The sequence below is a fragment of the Corallococcus sp. AB049A genome, from assembly GCF_003668885.1.
GTDB classification, from domain to species: domain Bacteria; phylum Myxococcota; class Myxococcia; order Myxococcales; family Myxococcaceae; genus Corallococcus; species Corallococcus interemptor.
Genome location: NZ_RAWL01000013.1, coordinates 15,990 through 34,764 on the forward strand (window position 1 = coordinate 15,990; position 18,775 = coordinate 34,764).

Sequence of the window (18,775 nt, forward strand, 5' to 3'; positions counted from 1 at the left end):
CCCCACGCGCGCGCGTCCATCGCATCTGTTGCTGGACGCCGCCGTGGGGCCGAGGCCGGGTGGCATCCCGGAAGCGACTGGGTTATTCCCCGCCTCAGCGCCCCCGAGAGGGAAGCTCCGGCCGCGCGCGTTCGAGGGGTGTACCGGTGCCGGTGCTGGTTTTTGGACGGGGGACCTGGCTGGCCACGCTCCTGGCGGACGTGGTCGCCGCGCATGCGCGCGCCCCCGCGCCCGTCCCGGCGCCTCCGCTTCCGGATGCTGGCTCCGGCCGGGCCCGGGGCCGCGCCTTCCTGCGCCGCACGCTGCGAGCCTCGGGGCTGGTGTACGGCACGCCCGTGCCGCTGCCCTCGCCGGTGGATGGCGGTGAGCCCGCGGACGTCCCGGCGCGCGCGGTGGAGGACGAGCTGTTCCACGCCGTGGTGCGCACGCTGGCGCGCATGGCGCTGGACCTGGCGCGGGTGATGGACGCGCCGGAGGGCCCTCGCGTGGAGCAGCTGCTGGTGCTCTTCGCGGTGCTGGCGGGCGAGCTGGACCTGGCGATGGCGCTGGACGCGCGGCTTCAGGCGGGACTGCCGGTGCCCCGGCGGATGGTGGGCCGGGTGGAGGACGCGCTCGACAAGCGGGCGCCGTCGCTGGCCGGGGACCCGGTGTACGGGCTGGTGCTGCACAACGGCGCGCAGTACGCGGACGCGCAGCTGTTCTGCCGGCAGGCCATCGACCTGTTCTCGACCGGGCGGCTGGTGCGCGCGACGGTGGAGCGGCGGCGGGACTTCGCGGCGAAGCAGAAGGCGCTGCTGGTGGACGTGCTCACGGCGCTCGCGTGCGTGGACCGCGAGCCCAGCGCGCCCGCGCGCCGCGCCATCCTCCGGCAGGTGGAGGGGCTGAAGCTGCCGCACGCGCTGGAGGGCGAGGTGAAGGCCGCGGTGCGCCAGTCCTTCGAGCGCAAGCGCGACGTGCGGGCAGTGGTGCGCCGGGTGCGCAGCGTGGACATGCGGCACCTGCTGTTGGAGCAGGCGCTGCTGGCGGCGCTGGTGGACGGCCGGCGCACGCGGCGGGAGCGGGCCTTCATCGACACGCTGGCGGGCGCGCTGCACGTGCCCCACGCGGAGCTGCGCCGTCTGGAATTGGAGATGGCGGAGTTCTACGCGCGGCATCGCTCGCTGGTGGATGTCTTCACCGTGTCGGACGCGGCGGGCGCCATGGGGGAAGAGCTCATGGGCGGCATGCAGGAGACGCTGGAGAAGAACTACCACCGGCTCATGCAGGAGGCGCGCGAGACGGGCGACCTGGCGGTGCTGCTCACCAAGGCGGCGCGGCGCCAGAAGCTCACCGACGACGAGCGGCAGCGCATGCGCGCGCAGCTCATCGACGTGGCGAAGGCCATCCCGGCGCTGGCCATCTTCGCCGCGCCGGGAGGCATCCTGCTGCTCGCGGCGCTGGCGAAGGTGCTGCCCTTCAGCCTGCTGCCCAGCGCCTTCCAGGACGGCCCTCCGATGGACTCGGACGACGAGGACACCCTGGAGCGCGAGGCCATCTGAAGTCCGCGCTAGTTCGCCTCGGTGAGGGTGAGGCGCAGGTGCTGGGACAGGGGCGTGCCGTAGCGTGACACGGGCACCCGGCGCACGGTCCTGTCGGTGTCCACGGTCCACGTGGGGGCGCCCTGGTGCGGGCCCACGGCGGGCTCCTCGTCCAGCTCCGTGCCCACGTCCCAGAGGTACACCTTGGACGTGAGGTCTCCCGTCACGGGGGTGTTGTCCTTGTCGAACAGCGCGATGCCCTGCTCGTCGGTGCCGAAGAACCAGTCGTTGGACTGGCCGAACATGGTCGCGAAGGACAGCCGGTCCGCGGGGCGCGCCGTCACCGTGAACTCGTAGGCGTGGCCCGGCAGGAGCGGACCCGGAGCGGACGCGTCCACCGGGGTGTTGAAGGTGCCGGACACGCTCACGCCCGTGGGCGGCTTCAACGCGAAGGCGTTGGCCAGCTGGGAGGGATCCCCCGTCTCAGCGAGGGCTTCCAATCCCAGCCCCCGGTCCGGCGCGCCTTCCGTGAACAGCGGCGCGGAGGCGTTGTGCACGGCGATGATGACCGGGGACAGGGGCGTGGCCACGCCATTGAGCGGCGTGAGCCAGGTGTGGAGCGCCGTGACATCTCCGGTCTCCGCGAGGGCCTCCAGTCCCTGGCCCCGGTCCGGCTGGCCCTCGGTGAAGAGGGGTTCATTGCCCGCGCCCACGACCCAGACGCCCGGAGCGATGCGGACGGGCTTGATGCCTTCGGACGTGCTCAGGGTGACGCCGTCATCGGAGACGTTGCTGATGCGCACCGTGAAGCGGTGCGTGGCGGCGTCGTGGGCCAGTTGCACGCGGATCATCGACGCGAGCGGCGGCAGGTTGAACGTCTGGCCGGTGCTGAGCACGGGCCGCGTGCCCACGCGCCGGACGTTGGAGTTGAAGTCCTTGGTGCCGGGGCCGTCCGTGGCGGTCGCCTGCTTCGGGCCGGTGTGCGCGCCCACTGCGGGCTCCTCGTCCACCTCCGTGCCCGCGTCCCAGAGGATGACCTGGGACGTGATGTCGCCGGTCACCGGCTGTCCATCGGCGGAGTAGAGGGGCAGGCCCCGGGGCTCCGTGCCGAAGAACCAGTCGTTGGACGCGCCGAACATGCTGGCGAAGGAGAGCCGGTGGTTGAGGCCCGCGGTGAAGCTGAACTCGTAGGTGTCACCCGGGGCGAGCGGGCCCGGCGACGTGCCGCTCACCCGCGTGTCGAACCGGCCGGACTTGAGGTTCTGGAAGGGCGCCACGTTCTCGATGCGCACAAGGAAGCGCCGGGCGGACGCGTCGTCGTCGCCGGAGCCACAGGCGGACAGCGTGAGCAGACCGAGTGCGGCGCAAGCGGCGCTTCCACGAAAGGAGCGGATGGACATGGGCGGAGTCTCCCTGGGGCTCGCGGAAATGCGAAGCCCGGCGGCGTTACTCCCTCCTACGCGGCGTGGGCTCCCCCGGTTACGTCACGGGGCAGGAGCGGCGTCAGGAACCGCTCCAGCGCCAACGGGTCGCCGGGCCGGGAAGCGTGTCCCACGTAGCCATCCGGGCGCACCAGGATGAGCGCGCCCGTGTCCGGGACCACGTCATAGGCGCGGTGCGCATGGCCCTCCGTATCCACCAGTGCGTCTGGAGGGAGGGGCACTCCCGTCCCGAGGATGCGAACGACGCGCACGGATTCCCCGGAGACCTCCGCGTGCGCGGCTCCGAAGGCGAGCAGCGTCCAGTGCGGGCCGCGAAACCTGTCCGACAGTCGGACAGGTTTCCCGTGCGCGTCCACGCAGGGCGCGTCCGGGGCGCGGTCTCCGGCCTGGACCCGGGCTGTGTCGCCGGGAAGCTCCTTCGCGAGCGGACCGCCGCGATAGCTCAAGCCCAGCTGCCGCAGCTCGTCGCCTCGGTTCAGGGCCTTCATGTGTCCCTGCCGCATGCCGTCGAACAGCTGGGAGGACAGCCCGAGCACCCGCGCGGCGATGGGCAGCCGCTCCGCCTCGTAGGTGTCGAGCAGGGCCGGGTCCGCGCCCTGGATCACGTGGCCCAGCTTCCAGCCCAGGTTGTAGGCGTCCTGCACGCCGGTGTTGAGCCCCTGGCCTCCGGTGGGCGGGTGCACGTGCGCGGCGTCGCCCGCGATGAAGACGCGGCCCACGCGGTAGCGGTCCGCCATGCGCACGTTGGGGCGGTACAGGGACAGCCAGCTCGCGTCATGCAGGCGCACGGCGCGGCCCGGGTGAGCGGCCTCCTGGATGCGCTGCTGGAGCGCCGCCTCGGTGAGCTCCGGCACGACGCCACCGGGCTTCACCTGGAGGGCGAGCTGGAAGCGGCCCGCGCCGGGAAGCGGGCACAGCGACACCGCGCCGCCCTTCGCGAAGGGCCAGATGTGCCAGTGCGTGTGCTCCAGGCCCTCCACGCTCACGTCGCCCACGACCATGCGCTCCTCTTCGTGGGTGACGCCGTGGAAGGTCAGGCCCAGCTCCTTGCGCACGCGGCTGTGTCCGCCGTCCGCGCCCACCAGGTATTGCGTACGGACGGTCTCCTCCACGCCGTCGCGGGTGAGGGTGGCGGTGACGCCGGTGTCGTCCTGGGTGAAGCCGGTGAGCGAGGTGCCGGACTCCACCGTGACGCCCAGCGACGCCAGCCGGTCGCGCAGGATGCCCTCGGTGCGGGCCTGGGGTACGAGCCAGGGATTGGGGTGCGGCACGTCCGGCGTGGCCGCGCGGCGTTTCATCATGGTCCACCGCCCCACGACGAAGCGCCGCCAGTGGAGGCGGAGGCTGGGGTAGGGCGTACCGGCGGCAAGCACGGCATCGACCACGCCCAGGTCATCCAGCATCTCCAGCGTGCGAGGCGAAAGTCCCTTGCCGCGAGACCCGGCGAAGGGCCGGGAAGCCGCGTCCACGATGCGCACGCGGATGCCGCGGCGAGCAATGTCACACGCGAGCGTCAGGCCCGTGGGGCCGGCACCGATGACGAGCACCGGAAGGATGTCATGAGGCATGGAAGGTCTCCTGTCGCAAGCCAGCGGCGACGGAGACAAGAATGTAAGGGAGTGCTTATGTTGTCAGCTTGCGTTCCCGCTCCAGGAGTCCGGCATGCCGCGCGCGAAGCTTTCCCCTCGGAAGACGCCCACGCAGGAGCGCTCGCGCGCGACGGTGGACGCGCTGGTGCAGGCGACTGCTGACATTCTGGTGCGTGACGGCTACGCGAAGCTGACGACGAACCGCATCGCGGACCGGGCGGGCGTGAACGTGGCGTCGCTGTACCAGTTCTTCCCCGGCAAGGAGGCGCTGGTGGCGGAGGTCCAGCGCCGGCACGTGAAGGCGGAGCGCGCCGCCATGCGGGAGGTGCTGGCGACGCGCAAGTTCAGCACGCTGAAGGAGCTCATCCAGACGCTGGTGGCGCTGGGGTTCACGGCACACGCCGTGAATCCCAGGTTGCATCACGCGCTGACGGAGGAGATGCCCGCGCGCCCCGCCAGGAAGTGGGACCCGGAGGACGCGCCCATGCTGGAGGCCCTGGGCCGGTTCAAGACGGACGTGCCGGACCCGGAGCTGGCCCTGTGGCTCATCGACACCGTGGCCCACGCGGTCATCCACCGCGCGGTGGTGGAGCGCCCTGACGCCCTGTCCCAGGGACTGCTGCAGGAGGAGCTGGTGACGCTCCTCCTGCGCTACTTGAAGCGGAAGTGACTCAGCGGCCGGACGCCTGTGTGTCCACGGCGGCCAGCTCATCCTTGTTGAGCTTCACCTCCGCGCCCGCGAGGTTCTCCTCCAGGTGCTTCACGGAGGACGTGCCCGGGATGGGCAGCATCACCGGCGAGCGCGCCAGCAGCCAGGAGAGGGCAATCTGCGCGGGCGTCGCGTCGTGCTTCTTCGCCACGGAGTCGAGCGTGCTCCCCGGCTTCGCCAGCCCGCCCGTCGCCAGCGGGAACCAGGGGATGAAGCCCAGGTTCTCCTTCTCGCAGTAATCCAGCACCTTCTCGTGCACGCGGTCGGTCAGGTTGTAGCGGTTCTGCACCGACACGATGTCCACCACCTTGCGCGCCCGCTCGATCTCCTCCACCGAGACCTCCGACAGGCCGATGTGACGGATCTTCCCCTCCTTCTGGAGCGCCTTCAGCTCACCCAGCGACTCCTCCACCGGGACCTTCGGGTCGATGCGGTGCAGCTGGTACAGGTCGATGCGCTCCAGCTTCAGCCGGCGCAGCGACATCTCCAGCTGCTGACGCAGGTACTTCGGCGCGCCCACCGGGTGCCACTCGTTGGGCCCCGTGCGCACCAGGCCCGCCTTCGTCGCCACCACCACGCCCTTCGCGTAGGGGTGCAGGGCCTCCGCGATGATCTCCTCGCTGACGTAGGGGCCATAGGAGTCCGCCGTGTCGATGAAGTCCACGCCCAGCTCCAGCGCGCGGCGCAGCACGCGCACCGCCTCCGCCCGGTCCTTGGGCGGACCCCAGATGCCAGGGCCGGTGAGCTGCATGGCGCCGTAGCCCAACCGGTGGACGGGCAAATCTCCGCCCAGCTTGAAGGTGCCGCTCTTCTCCGCGGGTCGCGTCGAGGTTCCGCTCATGAGTGCTTCCTCCGTGCAGATGAACGCCCAAATGGATGCATGTGCAGGAAATGCGTTTCCCGCGTTTCAGGCCGTCCGGTAGCGCCCGGCCAGGGTGTGGGTGGCTCCACGCAAAAGCCCGGCCTCGGCCTTCTCCAGGGCGACCAGCGCCTCCGCGGCCTCCAGCCCCGGGACGCAGACCGTCTCACCGCGCTCCAGCGCGACGAGCGACGCGGTGACGACGTCCTCGGGCGACATGGTGCCCGGGTAGCCGCCGTTGAACTCCGTGAAGGTCATGCCCGGGCAGACGACCTGCGCCACCACGGGCGTGCCGCGCAGCTCTCCCGCGAGCGTGCGGGTGAAGTGGACGAGGAACGCCTTCGCGCCCGCGTAGGTGGCCCGGTGGGGCAGGGGGACCGGCGGCAGCGCGCCGGAGAAGGCGAGCAGGGAGGCGACGTTGATGACCGCGCCCTTGCCCCGCGCGAGCATGCCGGGCAGCGCCGCGCGCGTGGCCAGCATCGGCGCGATCATGTGCAGGTTCGCCAGGCCTTCCAATGCGGAGGGCTCCACCTGCGCGAAGGGGCCATAGCCGCCCACGCCCGCGTTGTTGATGAGCAGCGTGATGTCCTCGCCCGCCGCGCGGCTGGCCACCCGCTGGAGGTCCGCGTGCACGGTGAGGTCCGCGCGCAGCACCTCCGCGCGGATGCCATGCGCCGCCGTCAGCTCGGCCGACTGCGCCTTCAGCCGCTCCTCGCGCCGGGCGACGAGGACCAGGTCATACCCGAGCGCCGCCAGCCGCCGGGCATACACCGCGCCAATTCCCGCGGACGTGCCCGTCACCAACGCTGTCCCTCGACTGCCTGCCATGCCTGCTCCTTGAAAGGGGAAGAGGGTGCGCGCCCGGTCCCGTCGCGATGAATGCTGGAGATGGGGACCGCCGCCGCGAAGCGCATGCGGCCAGGGCCGCACCCTCGGCCGCTGGGTAACGAAGGGCGGCCGGACGTGCAAGCAAGACGGCACGGCCGGGAGTCGAAAGGCCCTCAGCCCAGCGCCTTGACCGCCGTCTCCGGCGTGTCGCGGAACTGCTGGTGGTACAGCTCCGCGTAGAGCCCGCCCTTCTCCATCAGCTCCGCGTGGTTGCCGCGCTCCACCACGCTGCCGTGCTCCAGCACCAGGATGAGGTCGGCGTGGCGGATGGTGTTGAGCCGGTGCGCGATGACGATGCTCGTGCGGCCGGACAACAGCTGCCCCAGCGCCAGCTGGATGAGCGCCTCCGTGCGCGTGTCGATGTTCGCCGTCGCCTCGTCCAGGATGAGCACGCGCGGATTCGCGATGACCGCCCGGGCGAACGCGAGCAGCTGCCGCTGTCCCTGGCTGAGCGTCGCGCCGCCCTCGCCCAGCACGGTGTCGTAGCCCTGCGGCAGGCGGGTGATGAAGTCGTGCGCGTGCACCGCCTTCGCCGCCGCCTCCACGTCCTCGCGGGTGGCGTCCGCCTTCCCGTACGCGATGTTGTCCGCCACCTTGCCGCTGAAGAGGAACGGCTCCTGGAGCACCATGGCCATCTGCCGCCGCAGGCTGGCGCGCGTCACCTGCCGCACGTCCTGGCCGTCCACGCGCACCGTACCGCCCGTCACGTCGTAGAAGCGCGGCACCAGGCTGGCCACCGTCGTCTTGCCCGCGCCCGTGTGGCCCACCAGGGCCAGCGTCTGGCCGGGCTCCAGGTGGAAGGACACGTCGCGCAGCACCGGCCGCGCGGCGTCGTAGCCGAAGGACACCCCCTCGAACACCACCTGTCCCTGGATCGGCCCCAGCTCCACCGCGCCGGGCACGTCCGGCGGCTCCGGCGCTTCGTCGAGGATGGCGAAGATGCGCTCCGCCCCCGCCAGCGCGGACTGCATCAGCGCGGCCACCGACGCGGCCAGCTGCACCGGCCGGAAGAACTGCTGCACGTAGATGAGGAACGCCGCCACGCCGCCCACCGTGAGCTGTCCGCTCAGCGCCAGCACGCCGCCGTAGCCAATCACCAGCGCCGTGGACAGCGTGGAGAGCAGGTCGATGGCCGGCGAGAACGCGGACGTGATGCCCACCGCCGCCACGTTCGCGTCGCGGTTGGCCGCGTTCCGGTCGCGGAAGCGCTCGATGTTCTTCTCCGTGCGGTTGAACGCCTGCGCCTGCCGCACGCCTCCAATCTCCTCCTGGAGGTTCGCCGTCACGTCGCCCACCGTCTGCCGCGTCTTGCGGTAGGCATTGCGAGCCCTCGACGCGAAGAACCACGTGGTGAGCACGATGGCGGGGATGAGGGAGAAGCACGCCAGCGCCAGGCGCCAGTTGATCGCGAACATCGCGGCGAGCACGCCCACGAGCCCCAGCAGCGAACCCAACAGCTGCGTCAGCCCCTGAGCGAAGAGCTGGTTGAGCGTGTCCACGTCGCTGAGCAGCCGGCTCATCAGGTCGCCCAGCGGCCGGCGGTCGAACCAGGACAGCGGCAGCTGCTGGAGCCGGTCGAACAGGCGCTGGCGCAGGCCCGACAGGACGTGCTGCCCCGTGTGGCCCACCCGCCGCGTCTGCGCCCGCTGCGACACCAGGCCCACCGCGTAGACGCCCAGCAGCACCGCCAGCGTCCGCAAGAGGCCCCAGCCGTCCCCCGAGCCGATGTCGCGGTCGATGGCCCGGCTCATCAAATACGGCCCCAGGGCCTGGCACGCCGCGCCCACCAGGATGAAGACCATGGCCACGGCGAGCGTGGCCGCGTGCGGACGCAGTTCGCCCAGGAGCCTGCGCAGCACCTTGCCCCGGTGCTTCGCGCGGCCCGCCTCCAGCTCCGCCATCGCCTCGATGCTTCCGGGCCGCCTCATGCCACCTCCTCCTGGCGCGGGGGCAGGAGCTGCGACCCGAGGATGTCGTTGTACAGCTCGCTGGAGGCCTTCAGCTCCTCGTGGCGCCCCTTCGCGGCGATGCGCCCCTCGTCCAGCACCAGGATGAGGTCCGCGTCCCGCACGGTGCTGATGCGCTGGGCGATGACGATGGCCGTCCGGCGCTTGTCCCGCATCAGCGCGTCCAGCGCGCCCTGGATGGCCGTCTCCGTGCGCGCGTCCACCGCGGACGTGCTGTCATCCAGGATGAGCAGGCGCGGATCCGTGAGCAGCGCCCGCGCGATGGCCAGGCGCTGCCGCTGTCCGCCGGACAGGCCCACGCCGCGCTCGCCCACCAGCGTGTCGTAGCCCTGGGGCAGCTCGCGGATGAACTCCGCCGCCTGGGCCGCCTCCGCCGCGGCCTCCACCTGGGCCTGCGTCGCCTCCGGCCGCCCGTAGGCGATGTTCTCCCGCACCGTGCCGGAGAACAGCAGCGCGTCCTGGAGCACCACGCCCATCTGCGAGCGCAGGCTCGCGAGCGTCACGTCCCGCACGTCGTGCCCGTCCAGCAGCACCGCGCCCCCGGTGACGTCGTAGAAGCGCGGCAGCAGGTTGATGAGCGTGCTCTTTCCAGAACCCGTGGTGCCCAGCACCGCCACCAGCTGCCCGGGCTCCAGCGTCACGCTCACGCCGCGCAGGATTTCGCGGTCGCTGCCCGCGTAGCGGAAGCGCACGTCGCGCAGCTCGATGCGGCCCTGCAACGGGGGCAGGGGCACCGCGCCCGGGCGGTCCGCCACCTCCACCGCCGTGTCGAGCAGCTCGAAGACGCGCTGCGCGGACGCGCTCGCCCGCGACATGCTGGCCGCGAAGAAGCCCAGCGTCATCAGGGGCATCAGCAGGAAGGCCAGGTAGCTGTTGAAGGCCACCAGCTCTCCCAGCGTCAGCTCCTGGTGGAAGATGCGCCAGCCGCCCACGCCCACCACCAGCAGCGAGCCCACGTTGGCGAAGAAGGTGACGAAGGGGAAGTTGCCGGCCAGCGCGTCCACCACCCGCAGGTTCTTGTCCTTCAGCTCCGCGTTGGTCTTCCCGTAGCGCTCCCGCTCCCGCCCCTCCGCGGAGAAGGCGCGCACCACGCGCAGCCCGCGCAGGTCCTCCTGCAGCGTGGTGTTGAGCGAGCCCAGCAGCGCCTGCAGCTGGCCGAACAGCGGCCGCATCCGCCGCATGAACCGGCGCAGCACCCACAGGATGGGCACCACGGAGCTCAGCGCCGCCAGCGCCAGCACCGGATCCAGGTACAGGAGCAGTCCCGCGCAGCCCAGCAGCATCGCCGCCGCCGCGGCGAACTGCACGACGCCGCTGCCCACGAAGGTGCGCACCGCCTCCACGTCGCTCGTCAGCCGCGTGAGCAGCTGTCCCGTCTGCGCCTGGTCGTAGTAGCTGAAGGACAGCCGCTGGATGCGCGCGAAGAGCGCGTCGCGCAGGTCGAACGCCACGCCCTGCGACGCGCGCTCCGCCAGGTAGCCCTGCAGGAAGTTGAACAGGCCGCGCCCCAGCGCGATGGCCACCAGTCCTCCCACCGCCAGATACACGGGGCCCTGGTCGCCGCGCGCGAGCCCGTGGTCGATGGCGATGCGGATCATCTGCGGCGCGCCCAGGTTCGCCACGGAGACGAGCAGCAGCGACAGCAGCGCCCCCAGCGCCTCCAGGCGATAGCGGCGCAGATAGCCCAGCGCCCGCAGGATGGGCGGACGGCCGGATGCGGGTGGCGCGGACGTGCTCACGTGGGACCTGGACCCCTGCCTCCCTGCCCTGGAAGGCGCGCGCATGATGGGCGCCCGTCAGTACCACTTCAAGCACGACGCGGGGTGCGAAACGGTGGTTGCGCGCCGCGCCACGGGCCGTTACGTGGGCCGCCTTTCCTCCCGCTTCGTCACGAGGTGAACGTCATGGAATACCGGCAGCTGGGTGGTTCTGGTTTCAAGGTCCCCGTCCTCAGTCTGGGCACGGGCACGTTCGGGGGCGCGGGTGACTTCTTCAAGGGCTTCGGCTCCAGCGACGTGAAGGAGGCCACGCGGCTCGTGGACATCGCGCTGGACGCGGGCGTGAACATGTTCGACTCCGCGGACGGCTACTCCGCCGGGCTCGCGGAAGAGATTCTCGGCAAGGCGCTGGAGGGCCGGCGCGACAAGGCCATCATCTCCACCAAGGCCACCTTCCGCGCGGGCCCGGGGCCCAACGACGTGGGCTCCTCGCGCTTCCACCTCACGCGCGCCGTGGAGGCCTCGCTGCGCCGGCTGAAGACGGACTACATCGACCTGTTCCAGCTCCACGCCTTCGACGCGGTGACGCCCGTGGAGGAGGTCCTCAACACGCTGGACGGCTTCGTGCGCGCGGGGAAGATCCGCTACCTCGGCTGCTCCAACTTCTCCGGCTGGCACCTGATGAAGTCGCTGGCCGTGTCGGAGCGCTACAACCTGGCGCGCTACGTGGCCCACCAGGCGTACTACTCGCTCGTGGGCCGGGACTACGAGTGGGAGCTGATGCCGCTCGCGTTGGATCAGAAGGTGGGCGCGGTGGTGTGGAGCCCGCTGGGCTGGGGCCGGCTCACCGGCAAGCTGCGCCGGGGCGCGCCGAAGCCGGAGACAAGCCGCTTGAACAACCCCGCCACCGCGGCCGGCGGCCCGCAGGTGCCGGAGGAGTACCTGTTCAAGGTCGTGGACGCGCTCGACGCCGTGGCGAAGGAGACGGGCAAGACGGTGCCGCAGGTGGCGCTCAACTGGCTGCTCCAGCGGCCCACCGTGTCCAACGTCATCATCGGCGCGCGCACGGAGGAGCAGCTGCGGCAGAACCTGGGCGCCATCGGCTGGAACCTCACGCCCGCGCAGGTGGCCACGCTGGACGCCGCCAGCGCCACGCCCTGGCCCTACCCGTACTTCCACCAGCGCCAGTTCCACGAGCGCAACCCGTTCCCCGTGACGTGATGAGCGCGGCGTGAAGCAGGGGGCGGCCAGGGCCTGGGTCCGGCCGCCTCCGTCCCGGGGGCAGGTCCACTGTCTCCCGGGGCGATGCACCTCACGCCCATGTCCCTCAAAGAATACAAGCCCGGCAGACCCTTCCCTGGCGTCATCGGCCGTACCTGGGAGCAGTCGTCTCCCGCGTGGCCCGCGCCCCTGCGCTCGAAGCCCGGCGCGCCCAACGTCCTGTTCATCATCCTGGATGACACGGGCTTCGGGCACCTGGGCTGCTACGGCTCGCCCATCCGCACGCCGAACCTGGACCGGCTGGCGAGGGGCGGGCTGCTCTACAACAACATGCACACCACCGCGCTGTGCTCGCCCACGCGCTCGTGTGTCCTCACCGGCCGCAACCACCACTCCAACGGGATGGGCACCATCACCGAAACGTCGCTGGGCTACCCCGGCTACAACGGCACCATCCCCTTCGAGAACGGCTTCCTCTCCGAGATGCTGATGGAGGCCGGCTACAACACGTATGCCATTGGCAAGTGGCACCTGACCCCGGCGGAGCAGACGAGCGCCGCCGGGCCGTACTCGCGCTGGCCGCTGGGCCGCGGCTTCGAGCGCTTCTACGGCTTCCTGGGCGGGGACACGCACCAGTACTACCCGGACCTCATCCACGACAACCACGCCATCCGCCCGCCCGGCACGCCCGAGGAGGGCTACCACCTCACGCCGGACCTGGTGGACCGCGCCATCGACTGCATCGCGGACACGAAGCAGGTGGCGCCGGACAAGCCCTTCTTCCTCTACTTCGCCACGGGCGCCATGCACGCGCCCCATCACGTCCCCCGCGAGTGGGCGGACGCCTACGCGGGCCAGTTCGACGACGGCTGGGACGCCTACCGCCGCAAGGTGTTCCAGCGGCAGCTGGAGCTGGGCGTGATTCCCAGGGGCACGCAGCTGTCCCGGCACGACCCGGACGTGCAGGACTGGGACTCGCTGCCGCCCCAGGAGCAGCGGCTCTACGCGCGGATGATGGAGGTGTTCGCGGGCTTCCTGGAGCACACGGACCATCACATTGGCCGGCTCTTGAAGTTCCTGGAGGACACCGGTGAGCTGGACAACACGCTCATCATGGTGCTGTCCGACAACGGGGCCAGCGCGGAGGGCGGGCCGCATGGCTCCGTGAACGAGCTGAAGTTCTTCAACAACGCGCCGGAGTCGCTGGAGCAGAACCTGGCGGCCATGGAGGACCTGGGCGGCCCGAAACACTTCAACCACTACCCGTGGGGCTGGGCCTGGGCGGGGGACACGCCGTTCCGCCGCTGGAAGCGGGAGACGTACCGGGGCGGCACCACCGACCCGTTCCTCGTCCACTGGCCCCGGGGCATCCAGGCGAAGGGCGAGGTGCGCACGCAGTACGCGCACGCCATCGACATGGTGCCCACGGTGCTGGACTGCCTGGGGCTGGAGCCGCTGGCGGAAGTCCGCGGCGTCACCCAGTCACCCATTGAAGGCGTCAGCTTCAAACACACGTTCAACGACGGGAGCGCCGAAGGCCGCCACCGCACGCAGTACTTCGAGATGTTCAGCTCGCGCGCCATCTACCACGACGGCTGGCGCGCGGTGTGCCCGTTCCCCGGCCCGTCCTTCGCGGAGGCCGGAGAGGGCTTCGGTGAGTCGCTGCTCGACGAGGACCGGCTGCGTGAGCTGGATACGCGCGGCTGGGAGCTGTACCACGTGGCCGAGGACTGCTCCGAGACGAAGAACGTCGCGGAGGAGCACCGGGGCAAGCTCATCGAGATGATCGCCCTCTGGTACGCCGAAGCGGGGCGCTACCAGGTGCTGCCGCTCGCGTCGCCCACCCGCGCGGTGTTCGCCCTGGAGCGCCCGCAGCTCACGAAGGACCGCACGCGCTACGTGTACCGCCCGCACACGTCGCCCGCGCCGGAGAACGCGGCGGTGCACGTGCTCAACCGGCCCCACACCATCACCGCGGACGTGGAGGTGACGCGGGACACGCAGGGCGTGCTGCTCAGCCACGGCGGCCTCACCGGCGGCTACTCGTTCTTCATCCAGGGCCACAGGCTGCACTACGCCTACAACTACCTGGGTGAGCAGGAGTTCCACATCGAGTCGGCGGTGGACGTGCCCCAGGGGCGCTCGCAGCTGAGGTTCGAGTTCGAGCCCACCGGCAAGCCGGACCTCCAGGTGGGGCGGGGCACTCCCGGACGCGGCCGGCTCTACATCAACGGGGACCTGGTGGCGCAGAGCACCCTCGACGCGACCATGCCGCTGGCCATCAGCCTGGGCGAGGGGCTCACCTGCGGCCGGGACGAAAGCTCCTCCGTCAGCCAGCGCTACGCCGCGCCCTTCGAGTTCACCGGCACGCTCCACGAGGTGACGGTGGACGTCTCCGGCGAGCACGTCCGGGACGCGAAGGCGGAGCAGAGGGCGGCCCTGGCGAAGCAGTGAAAAACAAAAGGCCCGGACGGGAGCGCGAAGGCTCCCATCCGGGCCTGAAGGCTTCAGGCGGTTACTTCGTCACGCCGACGGCGGTCCAGGCCTCGGCGACCTTCTTCGCCTCGGCGGAGTCCTTGCCGTACAGGTCCGTGGCGGCCTTGATGGTGGCGGCGCGGGCCTGGGAGAAGTTCGTCTGCGGCGTCATGTACGTGGTCAGCGCGCGGCCGAAGACCTTGAGGCTCTTCTCCATGCCGATGCCGTCCTTCACCTCGATGCCGGACGTCTTGTTCTTGCCGCCCTCGGTCAGCAGGAAGAAGGCGTTGTTCGCGATGCCGCTGGAGCCGTGGACCTCCGTCATCTTCGGGTAGTTCTTGTAGTTGTCGATGGAGTAGCCGTCCGCGGTCGGGTCGTTCATGTAGCGGAGGGCGTCCGTGTTGTCGCCGTTCTTGGGCGTCCAGGCGTCCTCACCCACGGCCCAGTCGAACTTCACCGCGCCGTTCTTCTGGCTGGCGTACCACTCCACGCCCGTCCCGATGATGTCGCTGAAGGACTCGTTGAGGCCACCGGACTCGCCCTCGTACTCCAGGCCGGCGGTGCGCTCCGTGAGGCCGTGCGCGATTTCGTGGCCGGCGATGTCCAGCGTGGTGAGCGGGCCGGAGTCCACGCCGTCGCCGTCGCCGTACTGCATCTTCTCGCCGTCCCAGAACGCGTTCACCAGGTTGTTGTCGGTGTGCACGTAGTTGATGAGCTTCTCACCCTTGCCGTCGATGGAGTCGCGGCCCAGGACGTCCTTCATGAAGTCGTACGTCATGGCCGCGCCGTAGTGCGCGTCCACGCCCGCCTGGGCGCGCGTCGGGTCGCCCTTCTCACCCCAGACGTCGTTCTTGTCGGTGATGGCCGTGGTGCCGGACGCGTTCGGGCGGTTCTTCGCGTCGTACGTCACGATGCCCTTGCCGCGCGTCTTGTCCTCCAGCGTGTACGTGCCGTCCGCGCCCTTGGTGGTCTGCAGGTCCACCTTGCCGCTGTACATCGTCTGGTCGTCCGCCACGCGGGCCGCGCCGCCGCCCGTCGTCGGGGCCGGCGTCGCCGGGGTGGAGGGCTTCTGCGGGGACGTGCCCGGCTTCGTGGGGGTGGCCTTGGCGCCCTCGCGGCTCCAGTGGCTGATGGTGTTGTACTGCTTGATGGACTCGCCGCTGTTCGCGTCGATGAAGTAGTTCATCGAGCGCGGCTCCTTGCCGTTGGCCGCGGACGTGTCGGTGAGCGTCACGTGGTAGGCGGCGCGGTACTGGCCGTCCTTGCCCTTGACGATGACCTTCTCCGACGTGGGGGCGCGCGTCGTGTCGCCGTTGAAGTCCTTCTGCGCCACGGCGAGCGCGTCCTTCGAGGTCAGCTTCGTGGGCGCCTTGCCAATGCCCGGCGGGATGCTGGACACGTCGCCCGTCAGGCTGTCGAACTGACCCTTCGCGTCCAGGTGGCCGATGACCTGCTCACCGGCGACCTTCACGCCCTCGTGCATGCGGTCCATGCGCACGTGCGTCATGCCCAGCTGGTCGCGCTCCACGGTGCGCGGCGAGAACGACGTGCCGCCCGTGATGCCGGACAGCTGCGGGTTCTTCTGGTTCACGTACGCCACCGTCTGCTGGATGGCCTGCTGCGCCTGGGGGCTGGTGAGGTCCACCGGGCCCGGCGTCAGCTTCTGACCCACGCCGTTGAGCGCCACCGTGGCCTTCGCCTTGGCCGGCGCGCCCGCGCTGAAGCTGGACTGCGAGCTCATGCCCACCGGGCCCTGCGGCTTCACGGTGTTCACGGGCTTCGTGTCGGTGCGGTTCTGGGTGGCGACGACGGGCTTCGAGAGGTCGGTGCGCAGGGCCATGGGGGAGTGCTTTCGGGGGGCAGGTGCAGCGGACAAATTGATTCTCGTGTCAGCCGTCCCATTGTTGCGTGTGGGTGGGCGCTTACACGGTCATGAGTGGGTCCAAGCTCATGAATTCACAGGTGAAGTTTTCAGCCTACATCCGCCCCGGAATCACATTCCGACCGGTAGGTAGGCAGGTGCGCTGGGTTGTATTTCCGTTCATTTTCAACCTGCTTGTGCACGCCCGTCCACTCACACCCCGTGTGTGGACGGCTGGCCGTCCGGCCCGCCCGCCGTGCATGCGGGCGGGCAGGGGAGGAAACCGGCGCTCGCGCACCCCATCTTCCTTCGAGGAAGGAGCGGGGATGCGCGGGGACGCAGGCGACTCGGTGGCGGAAGGGTGGGTGGCCCCTCGAGGGCGTGCGGCCCGGGGACACCTGCCCCGCCACGTCGCGGGCCTCTTCCGCTTCCAGCCGGGCCGGCCCGCGGTGGCGGCGGGGCTGCGCACGGGGCTGGCGCTGGGCGTGCCCCTGATGATCTCCGCGCTCCTCCAGATGCCCGCGGCGTCGTGGGCGGGCATGGCCGGGCTCTTCGTCGCGCTGGTGGACAAGGGCGGGCCGTACCGCACGCGCGCGCGGGCCATGGGTGCGATGACGGTGCTGGGGGCGCTGGTGGGGCTCGTCATCGTGCTGCCCAGCCCCTTCTGGGTGGACGTGGCGCTGACGCTCTTCTGGGTGACGGCGTGCGGCTTCGCGCGCAGCTTCGGGGACACGCCGGGCATCGTGGGCATGCTGCTGGCGAACCTGTTCGTGGTGTCGCTGGCCCTGCCGCAGCGTGGGCCGGAGGCGGCGCTGATGCAGGCGGCGTTCTTCATCGCGGGCGGCCTGTGGTCCATGTTCCTGGCGCTGGTGCTGTGGCCGCTCAGGCCCTACCGCCCGGCGCGCCTGGCCATCGCGGCCTGCTACGAGCAGCTGGCGGACGCCGTGGACGCGGTGGCGGGCTGGCCCATGGAGGGGCCGTCGCGGGTGGGGACGTGGGAGGCGGTGCAGCGGGCCGCGCGCATCCGGCAGTCGCTGGAGACGGCTCGCGCGACGCTGGGGGCCACGCGCCAGGGGCGGCAGGAGGAGAGCGGCCGGGGCGAGTACCTGCTGGTGTTGCTGGAGGACGCGGACGCGCTGTCGCTGCTGCTCACGGCGATGTCGGAGGCGCTGGACGAGGCGCCTCGCCAGGGGAAGTGCCGCACGGCCCGCATCGAGGCGCAGCATGCGTTGGGCACGCTGGCGGTGGACCTGCGGGGCGTGGTGGGGGCGCTCACGCGCGGCACGGTCCCGGGGCCCACGTCATGGGACGCGGAGCGGGTGACGCGGGTGCTCCAGGAGGACGGGGGACTGCCGGAGCCGGCGCGCTCGCAGTACGCGCACGTGGCGGGGCTCCTGGGCCGGCTGCGGGAGTACAGCGGGGTGGCGCTGGACGTCGCGGCCCGGCTGGAGAGCGGCAAGCCGTTGCCGGAGCGGGACACGAAGGCGCTGGGGCTGGAGCCGGGGAAGCGGCGCTCCCGATGGAAGATGCTGCGCGACCACCTGACGCCGGAGTCCGTGGTGTTCCGGCACGCGCTGCGGCTGGGGCTCACCGCGACGGTGGCCACGGCGCTGGCGGAGGGGCTGGGGCTCAATCACTGGTACTGGGTGACCATCACGGTGATTGTCGTGTTGCAGCCGTACTCCGGGCTCACGACGGAGAAGGGGCTGCAACGTGTGGCGGGGACGTTCGTGGGCAGCGTGCTGGCCATGGGGCTGGTGCACGTGCTGCCGGCGCAGTGGATGATGCTCGCGGTCATCGTGTCGCTGGTCTGCGTGTCGGTGAGCGTGCGGCCGCTGAACTTCACGGTGTACCAGGTGCTGCTGGCACCGGCGCTGGTGCTGCTCGCGGAGCTCCAGACGGGGGACTGGCGGCTCGCGGGGGTGCGCATCCTCAACACGCTGATGGGCGGCGCGCTGGCGCTGGTGGGCATCCGCCTGCTCTGGCCCAGCGGCGAGCGCGTGCGCTTCGGCGAGGAGGTGGCCTGCGTGCTGAAGGCGGGCCAGAGCTACCTGCGAGAGGTGGCGAGGACGCCGGTGCCCTCGGAGGCGGCGCTGCGCGAGGCCCGGCGCAAGGTGGGCGTGGCGCTGCTGTCCGCGGAGGCGTCGTTCCAGCGGCTGCTGAGTGAGTGGAAGGGACCGGCGAAGGAGCTGGAGCCGGGGATGGCGCTGATTACGTACGCGCGGCGCTTCACGGCGGCGGTGACGGCGCTGGCGGCGAGCCGCGCCTGGCATCCGGAGCCGGACCTGGGGCCGGTGGTGCGCTACGCGACGGACGCGCTGGAGGAGCTGTCCGCGGCGCTGGTCGCGCGCCGCGTGCCGTCAGCGCCCAGGCGCGAGGCGCCGAGCCTGGAGGGCACGGACGCGCTCGCGCGCACGCAGCTGTCGCGGCTGGTGCGTCAGCTGGGGGTGCTCCAGCACGCGGTGGAGCGCATGCCGCCCGCGCTGCGTGCTTCGGAAGATGGTGCCACGCCGGTTCCGGCGTGACACG

The 18,775-nt window shown here is 71.1% G+C and carries 12 protein-coding genes; 5 read left to right on the forward strand and 7 right to left on the reverse strand.

The window, feature by feature from the left end:
* Window positions 1–146 precede the first annotated feature (146 nt).
* Complete coding sequence (locus D7X55_RS02765) at window positions 147–1,538, forward strand: TerB family tellurite resistance protein (protein WP_233609500.1); 1,392 nt, start codon at window positions 147–149, stop codon at window positions 1,536–1,538.
* Between the two features lie 8 nt (window positions 1,539–1,546).
* Here D7X55_RS02765 and D7X55_RS02770 read toward each other — a convergent pair whose 3' ends face one another.
* Window positions 1,547–2,917 (reverse strand): spondin domain-containing protein, encoded by a 1,371-nt coding sequence (locus tag D7X55_RS02770; protein ID WP_121722140.1) that lies wholly within the window; start codon window positions 2,915–2,917, stop codon window positions 1,547–1,549.
* 56 nt (window positions 2,918–2,973) lie between these two features.
* Window positions 2,974–4,527: an FAD-dependent oxidoreductase gene (locus tag D7X55_RS02775; RefSeq protein WP_121722141.1), complete on the reverse strand. Its 1,554-nt coding sequence runs from the start codon at window positions 4,525–4,527 to the stop codon at window positions 2,974–2,976.
* 94 nt (window positions 4,528–4,621) lie between these two features.
* On the opposite strand from D7X55_RS02775, the gene D7X55_RS02780 reads away from it, so the two are divergent.
* Window positions 4,622–5,218, forward strand: a complete 597-nt coding sequence (locus D7X55_RS02780; RefSeq protein ID WP_158616227.1) for a TetR/AcrR family transcriptional regulator — start codon at window positions 4,622–4,624, stop codon at window positions 5,216–5,218.
* 1 nt (window position 5,219) lies between these two features.
* Here D7X55_RS02780 and D7X55_RS02785 read toward each other — a convergent pair whose 3' ends face one another.
* The 4 genes from D7X55_RS02785 to D7X55_RS02800 form a co-directional block, all read right to left on the reverse strand.
* Window positions 5,220–6,098 carry an aldo/keto reductase gene (locus D7X55_RS02785; protein ID WP_121722143.1) on the reverse strand — a complete coding sequence of 293 codons (879 nt, stop codon included), beginning with the start codon at window positions 6,096–6,098 and terminating at the stop codon, window positions 5,220–5,222.
* Window positions 6,099–6,164: 66 nt separating this feature from the next.
* Window positions 6,165–6,944, reverse strand: a complete 780-nt coding sequence (locus tag D7X55_RS02790; RefSeq protein ID WP_121722144.1) for an SDR family oxidoreductase — start codon at window positions 6,942–6,944, stop codon at window positions 6,165–6,167.
* Window positions 6,945–7,117: 173 nt separating this feature from the next.
* Window positions 7,118–8,932 (reverse strand): ABC transporter ATP-binding protein, encoded by a 1,815-nt coding sequence (locus D7X55_RS02795; protein ID WP_121722145.1) that lies wholly within the window; start codon window positions 8,930–8,932, stop codon window positions 7,118–7,120.
* Window positions 8,929–10,710 carry an ABC transporter ATP-binding protein gene (locus D7X55_RS02800; RefSeq protein WP_120549036.1) on the reverse strand — a complete coding sequence of 594 codons (1,782 nt, stop codon included), beginning with the start codon at window positions 10,708–10,710 and terminating at the stop codon, window positions 8,929–8,931. The genes D7X55_RS02795 and D7X55_RS02800 overlap by 4 nt, the downstream gene beginning before the upstream one ends.
* A gap of 165 nt (window positions 10,711–10,875) precedes the next feature.
* On the opposite strand from D7X55_RS02800, the gene D7X55_RS02810 reads away from it, so the two are divergent.
* Together D7X55_RS02810 and D7X55_RS02815 are read left to right on the forward strand one after the other, a co-directional pair.
* The gene (locus tag D7X55_RS02810) at window positions 10,876–11,910 is read left to right on the forward strand and encodes an aldo/keto reductase (RefSeq protein ID WP_120549057.1); all 1,035 of its coding nucleotides are present in this window, start codon (window positions 10,876–10,878) and stop codon (window positions 11,908–11,910) included.
* 99 nt (window positions 11,911–12,009) lie between these two features.
* On the forward strand, window positions 12,010–14,364 hold the full coding sequence (locus D7X55_RS02815) for an arylsulfatase (RefSeq protein WP_121722154.1): 2,355 nt from the start codon (window positions 12,010–12,012) through the stop codon (window positions 14,362–14,364).
* A 61-nt stretch (window positions 14,365–14,425) separates the two neighbouring features.
* Here D7X55_RS02815 and D7X55_RS02820 read toward each other — a convergent pair whose 3' ends face one another.
* Entirely contained in the window at window positions 14,426–16,225 is a 1,800-nt protein-coding gene (locus tag D7X55_RS02820; RefSeq protein WP_120549035.1) for a M4 family metallopeptidase, read from the reverse strand.
* Between the two features lie 347 nt (window positions 16,226–16,572).
* Here D7X55_RS02820 and D7X55_RS02825 point away from each other — a divergent pair, with 347 nt between their 5' ends.
* Window positions 16,573–18,771: an FUSC family protein gene (locus tag D7X55_RS02825; RefSeq protein ID WP_120549034.1), complete on the forward strand. Its 2,199-nt coding sequence runs from the start codon at window positions 16,573–16,575 to the stop codon at window positions 18,769–18,771.
* Window positions 18,772–18,775 lie beyond the last annotated feature (4 nt).